The following is a 15,021-nucleotide window of genomic DNA, read 5'->3' as shown; positions in this document are numbered from 1 at the left end:
CCGTAGGTCGGATAAGACGCATCCGACACCCGAACCACGAGGCGAAAAATGATTAACGTACAAAACGTCAGTAAAACCTTCATCCTGCACCAGCAAAACGGCGTGCGCCTGCCCGTCTTACAACGTGCCTCGCTCACCGTCAACGCGGGCGAATGCGTGGTGCTCCACGGCCATTCCGGCAGCGGCAAATCAACCTTGCTGCGCTCGCTGTACGCCAACTATCTGCCCGACGAAGGGCAAATCCAGATTAAACACGGCGACGAATGGGTAGACCTGGTCACCGCGCCAGCGCGCAAAGTGGTGGAAATCCGCAAAACCACCGTCGGCTGGGTGAGCCAGTTTCTGCGCGTCATCCCGCGTATTTCGGCGCTGGAAGTGGTGATGCAGCCGCTGCTCGATATCGGCGTACCGCGTGAAGCCTGCGCCGCTAAAGCCGCCCGATTACTGACGCGCCTGAACGTGCCGGAACGCCTGTGGCACCTGGCACCATCGACCTTCTCCGGCGGCGAACAGCAGCGCGTCAACATCGCGCGCGGTTTTATCGTCGACTATCCGATTCTGCTGCTGGATGAACCCACCGCCTCGCTGGACGCTAAAAACAGCGCTGCCGTAGTGGAACTGATCCGCGAAGCCAAAGCCCGCGGCGCGGCCATCGTCGGTATCTTCCATGACGAAGCCGTACGCAATGACGTCGCCGACCGCCTGCACCCAATGGGAGTCTCTTCATGATTATCAATAACGTCAAACTGGTGCTGGAAAATGAAGTGGTGCACGGTTCACTGGAAGTACAGGATGGCGAAATTCGCGCCTTTGCCGAAAGCCAGAGCCGCCAGCCAGAAGCGATGGACGGCGAAGGTGGCTGGCTACTACCCGGCCTGATTGAGCTGCATACCGACAACCTCGATAAATTCTTCACCCCGCGCCCGAAAGTCGACTGGCCCGCCCATTCGGCGATGAGCAGCCACGACGCGCTGATGGTGGCAAGCGGCATCACCACCGTACTGGACGCCGTGGCGATTGGTGATGTGCGCGACGGCGGCGATCGGCTGGAGAATCTGGAGAAGATGATCAACGCCATCGAAGAGACGCAGAAACGCGGCGTCAACCGCGCCGAGCACCGCCTGCACCTGCGCTGCGAACTGCCGCACCACACCACGTTGCCGCTGTTTGAAAAACTGGTGCAGCGCGAACCGGTGACGCTGGTATCGCTGATGGACCACTCGCCAGGCCAGCGCCAGTTCGCCAATCGCGAGAAGTATCGCGAATATTATCAGGGCAAATATTCCCTCACCGATGCGCAGATGCAGCAGTACGAAGAAGAGCAATTGGCGCTCGCCGCACGCTGGTCGCAGCCAAATCGCGAAACCATCGCCGCAATGTGCCGCGCGCGACACATTGCGCTCGCCAGCCACGATGACGCCACGCACGCCCACGTTGCCGAATCCCACCAGCTTGGTAGCGTGATCGCCGAATTTCCCACCACGTTCGAAGCGGCAGAAGCCTCGCGCAAGCATGGCATGAACGTGCTGATGGGCGCGCCGAATATCGTGCGCGGCGGTTCGCACTCCGGCAACGTGGCGGCCAGTGAACTGGCGCAGCTTGGCCTGCTGGATATCCTCTCTTCCGACTACTACCCCGCCAGCCTGCTCGATGCGGCATTTCGCGTCGCCGATGACGAGAGCAACCGCTTTACGCTGCCGCAGGCGGTGAAGCTGGTGACTAAAAATCCGGCGCAGGCGCTTAATCTTCAGGATCGCGGGGTGATTGGCGAGGGCAAACGCGCCGACCTGGTGCTGGCGCATCGCAAGGGCAACCACATTCATATCGACCACGTCTGGCGTCAGGGTAAAAGGGTGTTCTGATGACGGGAAAACTGATTTGGTTAATGGGGGCCTCTGGCTCCGGAAAAGACAGTCTGTTGACGGAACTCCGCCAGCGGGAACAAACTCAGTTACTGGTGGCGCATCGCTACATCACGCGCGATGCCAGCGCCGGAAGCGAAAATCATATCGCCCTGAGCGAGCAGGAGTTTTTTACCCGCGCGGGGCAAAATCTGCTGGCCTTAAGCTGGCACGCCAACGGCCTGTATTATGGCATCGGCGTCGAGATTGACCTCTGGCTGCACGCTGGATTTGACGTGGTGGTCAACGGCTCACGCGCCCATCTGCCGCAGGCGCGGGCGCGCTATCAATCGGCGCTGCTGCCCGTTTGTTTACAGGTTTCGCCAGAGATCCTGCGCCAGCGCCTGGAAAACCGTGGTCGTGAAAATGCCAGTGAAATTAACGCCCGACTAGCACGCGCTGCCCGCTATACTCCTCAGGATTGTCTTACGCTCAATAATGACGGCAGCCTGCGCCAGTCGGTCGACACGCTGCTGACGCTGATTCATCAGAAGGAGAAAAACCATGCCTGCTTGTGAGCTTCGCCCGGCTACGCAGTACGACACCGACGCAGTTTACGCGCTGATTTGTGAGCTAAAACAGGCGGAGTTTGACCACCATGCGTTTCGCGTGGGGTTTAACGCCAATCTGCGCGACCCGAACATGCGCTACCATTTGGCGCTGCTGGATGGCGAAGTTGTCGGCATGATCGGCCTGCATTTGCAGTTTCATCTGCATCATGTCAACTGGATCGGCGAAATTCAGGAACTGGTGGTGATGCCGCAGGCGCGCGGTCTGAACATCGGCAGTAAATTACTGGCATGGGCAGAAGAAGAAGCCCGCCAGGCCGGGGCAGAAATGACTGAGCTTTCCACCAACGTCAAGCGCCACGACGCGCACCGTTTCTATCTGCGCGAAGGCTACGAGCAGAGCCATTTCCGCTTCACCAAGGCGCTGTAACATGAGCCTGACCCTCACACTTACTGGCACTGGCGGCGCACAGGGCGTTCCCGCATGGGGCTGTGAGTGCGCGGCCTGCGCCAGAGCGCGGCGCTCACCGCAGTATCGCCGCCAGCCATGCAGCGGCGTCGTGAAGTTTAACGACGCGATCACCCTGATCGACGCCGGGCTGCACGATCTCGCCGATCGCTGGTCGCCCGGATCGTTCCAGCAGTTTTTGCTGACGCACTACCATATGGATCACGTGCAGGGGCTGTTTCCGCTGCGCTGGGGCGTGGGCGATTCGATCCCGGTCTACGGCCCGCCGGATGAACAGGGCTGCGACGATCTGTTTAAACATCCGGGCCTGCTTGATTTCAGCCACACGGTGGAGCCATTTGTGATGTTTGATTTGCAGGGATTACAGGTCACGCCGCTGCCGCTCAACCATTCGAAACTCACTTTCGGCTATCTACTGGAAACGGCACATAGCCGGGTGGCGTGGCTGTCTGACACCGCAGGCCTGCCGGAAAAAACGCTGAAATTTTTACGCAATAATCAGCCACAGGTAATGGTGATTGATTGCAGCCACCCACCGCGCGAGGATGCACCGCGTAATCACTGTGATTTAAACACCGTGCTGGCGCTAAATGAGGTTATCTGTTCGCCGCGCGTGATTCTGACACATATCAGCCACCAGTTTGATGCGTGGCTGATGGAGAACGTACTGCCGTCGGGGTTTGAGGCGGGTTTTGATGGGATGGAGATTGGGGTGGCGTGATGGGAGGGAATGTGCGCGCTGGCCCCCTCACCCTAACCCTCTCCCCAGAGGGGCGAGGGGACCGATTGTGCTCGATATTGAATATTGCGCTGGTTTTCTCCCTCGCCCCATTGGGGAGAGGGCCGGGGTGAGGGGCGATGCCTGCTCCATACCCAACATCAACGCCCATACTCATCTTCCATTCTCCGCTCTTCATCTTCTAGCTGCCGACGCTCCTGATCCAGCTGGCGCTGGCGATCGTCCAGCTGCCTGCGGCGATCTTCAAACTGGCGGCGGCGATCGTCATATTGTCTGCGCCGATCGTCGTTCACTTCACGCTGCCAGCCGTCGTCGCGCGAATCTTCATAGTCTCGCCCACGGTCAGGGTTATAAGCGTCGTTAATCGCCTGCTGAATATTGCCAATGGTGTCGTCGATAATATCGGCCTGGGCCGGAACGGTGGACAGCGTGAGCAGGGTGAATAAAAGAAATAGCGGAAAGCGTTTCATTAGCCAACCTCAAAAAGAAACTCTATCCACATTAGTCATTACTCATCCATGCAAGTAGTGGATGAATCTCAATTTCTCCGCTGCTCTATTGCCGTAATCGCCTCCACGCGTTGTTGATGACGACCGCCTTCGTACTGCGCGCCCAGCCACGCATCCACAATCATTTTTGCCAGTTCGAGGCCAACCACTCGTGAACCAAAAGCCAGTGCAACTTCACTGGCGTAATGCGGATAATCAGTACGCTCTGACGACCTGGTTTCTTTATCAATCCCCTCACTCATTGACCATGAATAAAAGGCTGGCACAGCAACGCAGAATCCTGCGGTGCCAGCGACATGACCGCCCATTGCTCCGGTACGTTTTTTAATAAAAAACACCGGTTGCATTGATTAATTGTGCTCAGTATTTGCCGAAGTACAATATATATAATAAATATATAAAACACCTCATATTATTTACAGAGATAATAAATTCGCGTACTTTTCCCTCTTCAGCACAAATGCCTAATAAAGTGGCGCGTTCAGCTCACACTTCTACTTATTAAAGTCGCAATTTCCCAATTATGATAACGCCAGCTTTAAATGACGTATTTTGCATGGATTACATATTTACGACATAAATGATAAATGGAGATTTATATGAATAACTCTCGGTTATTCCGTTTGAGCAGGATTGTTATTGCGTTAACTGCCGCCAGCGGCATGATGGTAAATACCGCTTACGCAACAGATGAAGCGAAAGCCGCCACTCAATATACCCAACAGATTAATCAGAATTACGCCAAATCATTACCTTTTAGCGATCGTCAAGATTTTGACGATGCCCAGCGTGGATTTATCGCTCCGCTGCTGGATGAAGGTATTCTGCGTGATGCTAACGGCAAAGTTTACTACCGCGCAGACGATTACAAATTTGATATTAATGCCGCTGCGCCGGAAACCGTAAACCCCAGCCTGTGGCGTCAGTCGCAAATCAACGGTATTTCTGGCCTGTTCAAAGTCACCGATAAAATGTATCAGGTGCGCGGCCAGGATATCTCTAACATTACGTTCGTTGAGGGCGAGAAAGGCATTATTGTTATCGACCCGCTGGTGACGCCGCCTGCCGCAAAAGCCGCACTTGATCTTTACTTCCAGCATCGTCCGCAAAAACCGATTGTTGCTGTGATTTACACCCACAGCCACGCCGACCATTATGGCGGTGTGAAAGGCATTATCTCTGAAGCGGATGTTAAATCCGGCAAAGTGCAGGTGATCGCTCCGGCAGGCTTTATGGACGAAGCCATCAGCGAAAACGTGCTGGCGGGTAACATCATGAGCCGCCGTGCGCTCTACTCTTACGGTCTGTTACTGCCGCACAACGCGCAAGGCAACGTGGGCAACGGCCTGGGCGTGACGCTGGCAACCGGCGACCCGAGCATTATTGCACCGACTAAAACTATCGTCAGAACTGGCGAGAAGATGATTATCGACGGCCTGGAGTTTGACTTCCTGATGACTCCGGGTAGCGAAGCGCCAGCCGAAATGCACTTCTATATTCCGGCCCTGAAAGCCCTGTGTACCGCCGAGAACGCCACGCATACCCTGCACAACTTCTACACTCTGCGCGGCGCGAAAACCCGCGATACCAGCAAGTGGACCGAGTACCTGAACGAAACGCTGGATATGTGGGGTAACGACGCGGAAGTACTGTTTATGCCGCACACCTGGCCGGTCTGGGGCAATAAGCATATCAATGATTATATTGGTAAATATCGCGATACTATCAAGTACATTCACGACCAGACCCTGCACCTGGCGAACCAGGGCTACACCATGAATGAAATCGGCGACATGATTAAGCTGCCGCCTGCGCTTGCCAATAACTGGGCCAGCCGCGGCTATTACGGTTCTGTCAGCCACAACGCCCGCGCGGTGTATAACTTCTATCTTGGCTATTACGACGGTAACCCGGCTAACCTGCATCCATATGGTCAGGTGGAGATGGGTAAACGTTACGTGCAAGCTCTGGGCGGTTCTGCCCGCGTCATCAACCTGGCGAAAGAAGCGAACAAGCAAGGTGATTATCGCTGGTCGGCAGAACTGCTGAAACAGGTGATTGCCGCCAACCCTGGTGACCAGGTCGCGAAGAATCTGCAAGCGAATAACTTTGAACAGCTGGGCTATCAGGCCGAGTCCGCCACCTGGCGCGGTTTCTACCTGACCGGCGCGAAAGAGCTGCGCGAAGGGGTGCATAAATTCAGCCACGGCACCACCGGTTCCCCGGACACCATTCGCGGAATGTCGGTCGAAATGCTGTTCGACTTTATGTCCGTTCGCCTCGATAGTGCGAAAGCCGCGGGTAAAAATATCAGCCTGAACTTCAATATGAGCAACGGCGATAACCTCAACCTGACGCTGAACGATAGCGTGCTTAACTACCGTAAAACGCTGCAACCTGAAGCCAACGCCTCTTTCTACATCAGCCGTGAAGATCTTCACGCCGTGCTGACCGGACAAGCCAAAATGGCGGATCTGGTAAAAGCGAAGAAAGCCAAAATTATTGGCAATGGCGCGAAACTGGAAGAAATTATTGCCTGTCTGGATAATTTCGATTTGTGGGTGAATATCGTAACCCCAAATTAATGCCACTCACTTTTGGGGGCCCTTAAGCCCCCAAAAGCATTTATTTAAAAAATATATACAGCAAATTAATACATAAAATATATAAGTTATGAATGCGGTGGCTGAATAAAGCTATTTTTATTCATCGAGAAAATAGCCATACTGACGCCTTCAATGGATATTGATATTCACTACAGATATTGTTCGCAGCAGACAGGATGTATTTAATATGCCAACAGTTCTCTCTCGCATGGCGATGCAACTCAAAAAAACAGCCTGGATAATTCCCGTCTTCATGGTTTCGGGATGCTCATTATCTCCGGCAATCCCGGTGATCGGCGCTTATTATCCCAGCTGGTTTTTCTGCGCCATTGCCAGCCTTATTTTGACGCTCATCACGAGGCGAATTATTCAGCGGGCAAATATCAATCTGGCATTTGTCGGAATTATTTATACCGCCCTTTTTGCTCTCTACGCCATGCTGCTCTGGCTGGCATTTTTCTAATCTATTTGAGACGCGCTCATGGAAAGTACGCCGAAAAAAGCTCCTCGCAGTAAATTCCCTGCTCTGTTAGTGGTTGCGTTGGCGCTGGTTGCCCTTGTTTTCGTTATCTGGCGCGTAGACAGTGCGCCATCAACTAATGACGCCTACGCGTCAGCAGATACCATTGATGTGGTGCCGGAAGTCAGCGGTCGCATTGTAGAACTGGCGGTCACCGACAACCAGGCGGTGAAACAGGGTGATTTGCTATTCCGCATCGACCCACGCCCATACGAAGCCAATCTGGCGAAAGCCGAAGCCTCCCTCGCGGCGCTGGATAAGCAAATTATGCTCACCCAACGTAGCGTTGACGCGCAACAGTTTGGTGCCGACTCGGTTAATGCCACGGTAGAAAAAGCCCGTGCCGCCGCGAAACAGGCCACAGATACATTACGCCGCACCGAGCCATTACTGAAAGAAGGTTTTGTCTCAGCGGAAGACGTTGACCGTGCAAGAACTGCGCAGCGCGCCGCAGAAGCCGATCTTAATGCCGTATTGTTGCAGGCGCAGTCAGCCGCCAGTGCCGTCAGCGGCGTCGATGCGCTGGTCGCCCAACGTGCGGCGGTCGAAGCGGATATTGCCCTGACCAAACTGCATCTGGAAATGGCGACCGTTCGCGCGCCGTTTGATGGCCGGGTCATTTCCCTCAAAACCTCCGTCGGGCAATTTGCTTCTGCCATGCGCCCTATTTTTACCCTAATCGACACTCGTCACTGGTACGTGATCGCCAACTTCCGCGAAACCGATCTGAAAAATATTCGCTCAGGTACACCCGCAACGATTCGCCTGATGAGCGACAGCGGCAAAACCTTCGAGGGTAAAGTGGATTCGATTGGCTACGGCGTGCTACCGGATGACGGCGGCCTGGTGCTGGGCGGCCTGCCGAAAGTGTCTCGTTCTATTAACTGGGTCCGCGTTGCCCAGCGTTTTCCGGTCAAAATCATGGTTGAAAAACCTGACCCGGAAATGTTCCGCATCGGCGCTTCGGCAGTCGCTAATCTTGAGCCGCAATAATGAGCGCGCTCAACTCCCTGCCATTACCGGTGGTCAGGCTGCTGGCGTTCTTTCATGAAGAGTTAAGCGAGCGGCGACCAGGCCGCGTGCCGCAGACTATGCAACTCTGGGTAGGCTGCCTGCTGGTGATTCTGATCTCGATGACTTTTGAGATCCCTTTTGTGGCGTTATCACTGGCAGTGCTGTTTTACGGTATTCAGTCGAACGCGTTTTACACCAAATTTGTCGCGATCTTGTTTGTGGTCGCCACGATGCTGGAGATCGCCAGCCTGTTTTTGATCTACAAATGGTCATATGGCGAACCGTTGATCCGATTGATCATTGCCGGACCGATCCTGATGGGCTGTATGTTTTTGATGCGCACCCATCGGTTGGGGCTGGTCTTTTTCGCCGTCGCCATTGTCGCTATTTACGGGCAAACCTTCCCCGCCATGCTCGACTATCCGGAAGTGGTCGTGCGCTTAACCCTGTGGTGTATCGTTGTCGGCCTCTACCCGACGTTATTGATGACGTTAATCGGCGTGCTGTGGTTTCCCAGCCGCGCTATCACGCAGATGCATCAGGCGCTTAATGATCGGCTTGATGATGCCATTAGCCACCTGACGGACAGCCTCACACCGCTACCCGAAAAGCGGATTGAAAGAGAGGCGCTGGCGCTGCAAAAACTCAATGTCTTTTGCCTCGCGGACGATGCCAACTGGCGAACTCAGAGCGCATGGTGGCAAAGCTGCGTGGCAACGGTAACCTACATTTACTCGACGCTGAATCGCTACGATCCCACCTCTTTTGCTGATTCTCAGGCAATTATTGAATTTCGGCAAAAATTAGCCTCAGAAATCAACAAACTGCAGCATGCCATTGCCGAAGGTCAGTGCTGGCAAAGCGACTGGCGGATCACTGAAAGTGAAGCGATGGCGGCACGGGAATGTAACCTGGAGAATATCTGCCAGACATTGTTGCAACTGGGTCAGATGGACCCGAATACGCTGCCAACGCCCGCCACCAAACCGCCATCAATGGTCGCCGACGCTTTTACCAATCCAGACTATATGCGCTACGCGGTAAAAACGCTGCTCGCCTGTTTGATCTGTTACACCTTCTACAGCGGCGTGGACTGGGAAGGCATTCACACCTGTATGCTGACCTGCGTGATCGTCGCTAACCCGAATGTTGGTTCGTCGTATCAGAAAATGGCGCTGCGTTTTGGCGGTGCCTTCTGCGGTGCAATTCTGGCGCTGTTATTCACGTTACTGGTCATGCCCTGGCTGGACAATATTGTCGAATTGCTATTTGTGCTGGCACCGATTTTTCTGTTGGGCGCATGGATTGCCACCAGCTCTGAACGCTCTTCTTATATCGGCACACAGATGGTGGTCACCTTCGCGCTCGCCACGCTCGAAAACGTTTTTGGCCCGGTGTACGACCTGGTGGAAATTCGCGATCGCGCCCTGGGTATCATCATTGGTACCGTGGTGTCCGCGGTGATTTACACCTTTGTCTGGCCTGAAAGTGAAGCGCGCACACTGCCGCAAAAACTGGCTGGCGCGCTGGGTATGTTGAGTAAAGTAATGCGGATCCCACGTCAGCAGGAAGTCACGGCTCTGCGCACTTATCTGCAAATTCGTATAGGTCTGCATGCGGCGTTTAATGCCTGTGAAGAGATGTGCCAACGCGTGGCGCTGGAGCGTCAACTGGACAGCGAAGAACGCGCTTTACTGATTGAACGTTCGCAAACGGTTATTCGTCAGGGCCGCGATATTCTTCACGACTGGGATGCAACCTGGAACTCGGCGCAGGCGCTGGATAACGCACTACAGCCGGACAGAGCAGGTCAGTTTGCCGACGCACTGGAGAAATACGCTGCCGGTCTGGCAACCGCACTCAGCCGTTCTCCTCAAATAACGCTTGAAGAGACACCCGCCTCGCAGGCCATCCTGCCCACCTTATTAAAACAGGAACAACACGTCTGCCAGCTTTTCGCCCGCTTGCCAGACTGGACAGCCCCGGCATTAACGCCCGCCAAGGAACAGGTACAAGGAGCCACGCAATGATCAATCGTCAACTTTCACGTCTGCTGTTGTGCAGCATTCTCGGCAGCACGACGCTGATTTCCGGCTGTGCCCTGGTACGTAAGGATTCTGCACCTCATCAACAGCTCAAACCGGAACAAATCAAACTGGCCGATGATATTCATCTTGCCAGCTCCGGCTGGCCGCAGGCGCAGTGGTGGAAACAACTCAATGACCCGCAGCTGGATGCGCTGATCCAACGGACGCTAAGTGGTTCACACACCCTCGCCGAAGCGAAACTGCGGGAAGAAAAAGCGCAGTCGCAGGCCGATTTGTTAGATGCCGGTTCACAGTTGCAGGTGGCCGCGTTAGGGATGCTCAACCGACAACGTGTCTCGGCGAACGGCTTTTTAAGCCCTTATGCGATGGATGCGCCAGCACTGGGTATGGACGGGCCGTACTATACGGAAGCCACAGTCGGTTTGTTTGCCGGACTGGATCTTGATTTGTGGGGTGTGCATCGCTCAGCGGTTGCCGCCGCCATTGGCGCGCATAATGCCGCGCTGGCAGAAACCGCAGCAGTAGAGCTATCGCTGACCACGGGCGTAGCGCAGCTTTATTACAGTATGCAGGCCAGCTATCAGATGCTCGATCTGTTAGAACAAACACGCGATGTGATTGATTACGCGGTGAAAGCGCACCAGAGTAAAGTGGCGCACGGTCTGGAAGCGCAAGTGCCTTTCCACGGCGCGCGGGCACAGATTCTGGCGGTCGATAAACAAATTGCTGCCGTTAAAGGGCAAATCACCGAAACGCGAGAATCTCTGCGTGCATTGATTGGCGCGGGAGCCAGCGATATGCCGGAGATCAAACCGGTGGCATTACCGCAAGTCCAGACCGGCATTCCGGCGACACTCTCTTATGAGTTGCTCGCCAGACGCCCGGATCTGCAAGCCATGCGCTGGTATGTTCAGGCGTCATTAGATCAGGTGGATTCCGCGCGGGCGCTGTTCTATCCGAGCTTTGATATCAAAGCGTTTTTCGGCCTGGATTCTATCCACCTGGATACCTTATTCAAAAAAACCAGTCGCCAGTTCAACTTTATCCCAGGTCTGAAATTGCCGCTGTTTGACGGTGGACGGTTGAATGCCAATCTCGAAGGCACTCGCGCCGCCAGCAACATGATGATTGAACGTTACAACCAGTCAGTGCTGAATGCGGTGCGCGACGTTGCCGTCAACGGCACGCGTCTGCAAACGCTCAACGACGAGCGAGAGATGCAGGCTGAACGCGTGGAAGCAACGCGCTTCACCCAGCGCGCTGCCGAGGCCGCCTATCAACGCGGCTTAACCAGCCGCTTACAGGCCACCGAAGCCCGGTTACCAGTGCTTGCCGAGGAGATGTCATTACTGATGCTGGACAGCCGCCGGGTGATCCAAAGCATTCAGTTGATGAAATCGCTGGGCGGCGGGTATCAGGCAAGTCCCGTCGTCGAGAAAAAATAAAATGTCTGCCGCGTGATGGCTGTCACGCGGTATTTCGTTTCGTCACGTCAAAACTGACGACAGCCTGTTTTTCGTCAGAGTTTTGAATAAATAGTGCCCGTAATATCAGGGAATGACCCCAAATAAAATGTGGCATAAAAGATGCATACTGTAGTCGAGAGCGCGTATGCGTGATTTGATTAACTGGAGCGAGACCGATGAAAAAAGTCGTCACGGTTTGCCCCTATTGCGCATCAGGTTGCAAAATCAACCTGGTCGTCGATAACGGCAAAATCGTCCGGGCGGAGGCAGCGCAGGGGAAAACCAACCAGGGTACCCTGTGTCTGAAGGGTTATTATGGCTGGGATTTCATTAACGATACCCAGATCCTGACCCCGCGCCTGAAAACCCCCATGATCCGTCGCCAGCGTGGCGGCAAACTCGAACCTGTTTCCTGGGATGAGGCACTGAATTACGTTGCCGAGCGCCTGAGCGCCATCAAAGAGAAGTACGGTCCGGATGCCATCCAGACGACCGGCTCCTCGCGTGGTACGGGTAACGAAACCAACTATGTAATGCAAAAATTTGCGCGCGCCGTTATTGGTACCAATAACGTTGACTGCTGCGCTCGTGTCTGACACGGCCCATCGGTTGCAGGTCTGCACCAATCGGTCGGTAATGGCGCAATGAGCAATGCTATTAACGAAATTGATAATACCGATTTAGTGTTCGTTTTCGGGTACAACCCGGCGGATTCCCACCCAATCGTGGCGAATCACGTAATTAACGCTAAACGTAACGGGGCGAAAATTATCGTCTGCGATCCGCGCAAAATTGAAACCGCGCGCATTGCGGACATGCACATTGCACTGAAAAACGGCTCGAACATCGCGCTGTTGAATGCGATGGGCCATGTCATTATTGAAGAAAATCTGTACGACAAAGCATTCGTCGCTTCCCGTACAGAAGGCTTTGAAGAGTATCGTAAAATCGTTGAAGGCTACACGCCGGAGTCGGTTGAAGATATCACCGGCGTCAGCGCCAATGAGATTCGTCAGGCGGCACGGATGTATGCCCAGGCGAAAAGCGCCGCCATCCTGTGGGGCATGGGTGTAACCCAGTTCTACCAGGGCGTGGAAACCGTGCGTTCTCTGACCAGCCTCGCGATGCTGACCGGTAACCTCGGTAAGCCACATGCGGGTGTTAACCCGGTTCGTGGTCAGAACAACGTACAGGGTGCCTGCGATATGGGCGCGCTGCCGGATACGTATCCGGGATACCAGTACGTGAAAGATCCGGCTAACCGCGAGAAATTCGCCAAAGCCTGGGGCGTGGAAAGCCTGCCTGCTCATACCGGTTATCGCATCAGCGAGCTGCCGCACCGCGCAGCGCATGGTGAAGTGCGTGCCGCGTACATTATGGGCGAAGATCCGCTGCAAACTGACGCGGAGCTGTCGGCAGTACGTAAAGCCTTTGAAGATCTGGAACTGGTTATCGTTCAGGACATCTTTATGACCAAAACCGCGTCGGCGGCGGATGTTATTTTACCGTCAACGTCGTGGGGCGAGCATGAAGGCGTGTTTACTGCGGCTGACCGTGGCTTCCAGCGTTTCTTCAAAGCGGTTGAACCGAAGTGGGATCTGAAAACGGACTGGCAGATTATCAGTGAAATCGCCACTCGTATGGGTTATCCGATGCACTACAACAACACCCAGGAGATCTGGGATGAGTTGCGTCATCTGTGCCCGGATTTCTACGGTGCGACTTACGAGAAAATGGGCGAACTGGGCTTCATTCAGTGGCCTTGCCGCGATACTTCAGATGCCGATCAGGGGACTTCTTATCTGTTTAAAGAGAAGTTTGATACCCCGAACGGTCTGGCGCAGTTCTTCACCTGCGACTGGGTAGCGCCAATCGACAAACTCACCGACGAGTACCCGATGGTACTGTCAACGGTGCGTGAAGTTGGTCACTACTCTTGCCGTTCGATGACCGGTAACTGTGCGGCACTGGCGGCGCTGGCTGATGAACCTGGCTACGCACAAATCAATACCGAAGACGCCAAACGTCTGGGTATTGAAGATGAGGCATTGGTTTGGGTGCACTCGCGTAAAGGCAAAATTATCACCCGTGCGCAGGTCAGCGATCGTCCGAACAAAGGGGCGATTTACATGACCTACCAGTGGTGGATTGGTGCCTGTAACGAGCTGGTTACCGAAAACTTAAGCCCGATTACGAAAACGCCGGAATACAAATACTGCGCCGTGCGCGTCGAGCCGATCGCCGATCAGCGCGCCGCCGAGCAGTACGTGATTGACGAGTACAACAAGTTGAAAACTCGCCTGCGCGAAGCGGCACTGGCGTAATACAGTCCTTTCTACAGCCTCCTTCCGGAGGCTGTTTTTTTATCCATTCGAACTCTTTATACTGGTTACTCCCTACCCAATCGTATTATCAAAATGAAAAAAATTATCGCATTGATGTTGTTTTTGACATTCTTTGCCCACGCGAACGACTCCGAGCCTGGCAGCCAGTATTTAAAGGCAGCAGAAGCCGGGGACCGACGCGCACAATATTTTCTTGCCGACAGCTGGTTTAGCTCCGGCGATTTGAGCAAAGCCGAATATTGGGCACAGAAAGCCGCCGACAGCGGTGATGCTGATGCCTGCGCGCTGTTGGCGCAGATTAAAATCACCAATCCGGTCAGTCTGGACTATCCACAAGCAAAAGTTCTTGCAGAGAAAGCAGCGCAAGCGGGCAGTAAAGAAGGTGAAGTAACGCTGGCGCATATTCTGGTAAATACGCAAGCGGGTAAACCGGATTATCCAAAGGCGATTTCGCTGTTAGAAAACGCTTCGGAAGATCTGGAGAACGACTCTGCCGTCGATGCCCAAATGCTGCTTGGTTTGATTTACGCCAACGGCGTGGGCATTAAGGCCGACGATGACAAGGCAACCTGGTATTTCAAACGCAGCTCTGCGATTTCACGAACCGGTTATTCCGAGTACTGGGCGGGAATGATGTTCTTAAACGGTGAAGAAGGTTTTATCGAGAAGAACAAACAAAAGGCGCTGCACTGGTTGAACCTGAGCTGTATGGAAGGGTTTGATACCGGGTGTGAAGAGTTTGAAAAATTAACTAACGGTTAATGTAGGCCTGATAAGACGCGGCATGAACTGAACCCCAAAACCTGGACAGTTTCAGTTAACCGGCTTTTTGATGCTCAGTCCGGTATTCTACCGGACTGAGTCCCCCAAGACTGAGTTTTATTCTTTTTTGATT

General features: G+C 54.1%; 15 protein-coding genes. 12 read left to right on the top strand and 3 right to left on the bottom strand.

From position 1 onward, the window contains the following. Positions 1-48 precede the first annotated feature (48 nt). The 5 genes from phnL to phnP are packed head-to-tail and all read left to right on the top strand — an operon-like array spanning position 49 to position 3,600. Complete coding sequence (gene phnL, locus ACJHXB_RS16200; RefSeq protein ID WP_097447077.1) at positions 49-729, top strand: phosphonate C-P lyase system protein PhnL; 681 nt, start codon at positions 49-51, stop codon at positions 727-729. After that, a complete protein-coding gene (phnM, locus tag ACJHXB_RS16195) occupies positions 726-1,862 on the top strand; it encodes an alpha-D-ribose 1-methylphosphonate 5-triphosphate diphosphatase (protein WP_000586310.1) in 1,137 nt (378 codons plus the stop codon). Before phnL ends, phnM begins: the two co-directional genes overlap by 4 nt. Next, a complete protein-coding gene (gene phnN / locus ACJHXB_RS16190) occupies positions 1,862-2,419 on the top strand; it encodes a ribose 1,5-bisphosphokinase (protein ID WP_001560273.1) in 558 nt (185 codons plus the stop codon). The genes phnM and phnN overlap by 1 nt, the downstream gene beginning before the upstream one ends. Further along, positions 2,406-2,840, top strand: coding sequence for an aminoalkylphosphonate N-acetyltransferase (phnO, locus tag ACJHXB_RS16185; protein WP_001110486.1), 435 nt, complete (start codon positions 2,406-2,408; stop codon positions 2,838-2,840). Before phnN ends, phnO begins: the two co-directional genes overlap by 14 nt. Position 2,841: 1 nt before the next feature. After that, positions 2,842-3,600 carry a phosphonate metabolism protein PhnP gene (gene phnP, locus ACJHXB_RS16180; RefSeq protein WP_097447078.1) on the top strand — a complete coding sequence of 253 codons (759 nt, stop codon included), beginning with the start codon at positions 2,842-2,844 and terminating at the stop codon, positions 3,598-3,600. 158 nt (positions 3,601-3,758) lie between these two features. On the opposite strand, the gene yjdP is transcribed toward phnP, so the two are convergent. Together yjdP and ACJHXB_RS16170 are read right to left on the bottom strand one after the other, a co-directional pair. Next, the gene (gene yjdP / locus ACJHXB_RS16175) at positions 3,759-4,088 is read right to left on the bottom strand and encodes a DDRRRQL repeat protein YjdP (protein ID WP_000819739.1); all 330 of its coding nucleotides are present in this window, start codon (positions 4,086-4,088) and stop codon (positions 3,759-3,761) included. A gap of 68 nt (positions 4,089-4,156) precedes the next feature. Then, entirely contained in the window at positions 4,157-4,474 is a 318-nt protein-coding gene (locus ACJHXB_RS16170; RefSeq protein ID WP_001183282.1) for an RpiB/LacA/LacB family sugar-phosphate isomerase, read from the bottom strand. Between the two features lie 252 nt (positions 4,475-4,726). On the opposite strand from ACJHXB_RS16170, the gene yjcS reads away from it, so the two are divergent. From yjcS to yjcO, 7 genes are all read left to right on the top strand, one after another. Next, positions 4,727-6,712, top strand: a complete 1,986-nt coding sequence (yjcS, locus tag ACJHXB_RS16165; protein WP_001366716.1) for an alkyl sulfatase YjcS — start codon at positions 4,727-4,729, stop codon at positions 6,710-6,712. Positions 6,713-6,920: 208 nt separating this feature from the next. Further along, on the top strand, positions 6,921-7,196 hold the full coding sequence (locus ACJHXB_RS16160) for a YtcA family lipoprotein (RefSeq protein WP_001309139.1): 276 nt from the start codon (positions 6,921-6,923) through the stop codon (positions 7,194-7,196). Positions 7,197-7,214: 18 nt separating this feature from the next. After that, entirely contained in the window at positions 7,215-8,246 is a 1,032-nt protein-coding gene (mdtN, locus tag ACJHXB_RS16155) for a multidrug efflux transporter periplasmic adaptor subunit MdtN (RefSeq protein WP_000446379.1), read from the top strand. Further along, the gene (gene mdtO / locus ACJHXB_RS16150; RefSeq protein ID WP_001275160.1) at positions 8,246-10,297 is read left to right on the top strand and encodes a multidrug efflux transporter permease subunit MdtO; all 2,052 of its coding nucleotides are present in this window, start codon (positions 8,246-8,248) and stop codon (positions 10,295-10,297) included. Before mdtN ends, mdtO begins: the two co-directional genes overlap by 1 nt. After that, positions 10,294-11,760, top strand: coding sequence for a multidrug efflux transporter outer membrane subunit MdtP (gene mdtP / locus ACJHXB_RS16145; RefSeq protein WP_000610566.1), 1,467 nt, complete (start codon positions 10,294-10,296; stop codon positions 11,758-11,760). The genes mdtO and mdtP overlap by 4 nt, the downstream gene beginning before the upstream one ends. Positions 11,761-11,957: 197 nt before the next feature. Next, positions 11,958-14,105, top strand: a complete 2,148-nt coding sequence (gene fdhF / locus ACJHXB_RS16140) for a formate dehydrogenase subunit alpha (RefSeq protein WP_077632889.1) — start codon at positions 11,958-11,960, stop codon at positions 14,103-14,105. 93 nt (positions 14,106-14,198) lie between these two features. Further along, complete coding sequence (yjcO, locus tag ACJHXB_RS16135; protein WP_000719886.1) at positions 14,199-14,888, top strand: Sel1 family TPR-like repeat protein YjcO; 690 nt, start codon at positions 14,199-14,201, stop codon at positions 14,886-14,888. A gap of 55 nt (positions 14,889-14,943) precedes the next feature. Here the strand turns inward: yjcO and ACJHXB_RS16130 are convergent. Then, the coding region (locus ACJHXB_RS16130; protein WP_323498327.1) for an IS3 family transposase at positions 14,944-15,021 on the bottom strand (78 nt) is incomplete at its 5' end.

It is taken from the genome of Escherichia sp. WS3227_2 (genome assembly GCF_046486495.1).
GTDB lineage: Bacteria > Pseudomonadota > Gammaproteobacteria > Enterobacterales > Enterobacteriaceae > Escherichia > Escherichia coli.
This window is presented reverse-complemented; position numbering and strand designations above follow the sequence as displayed.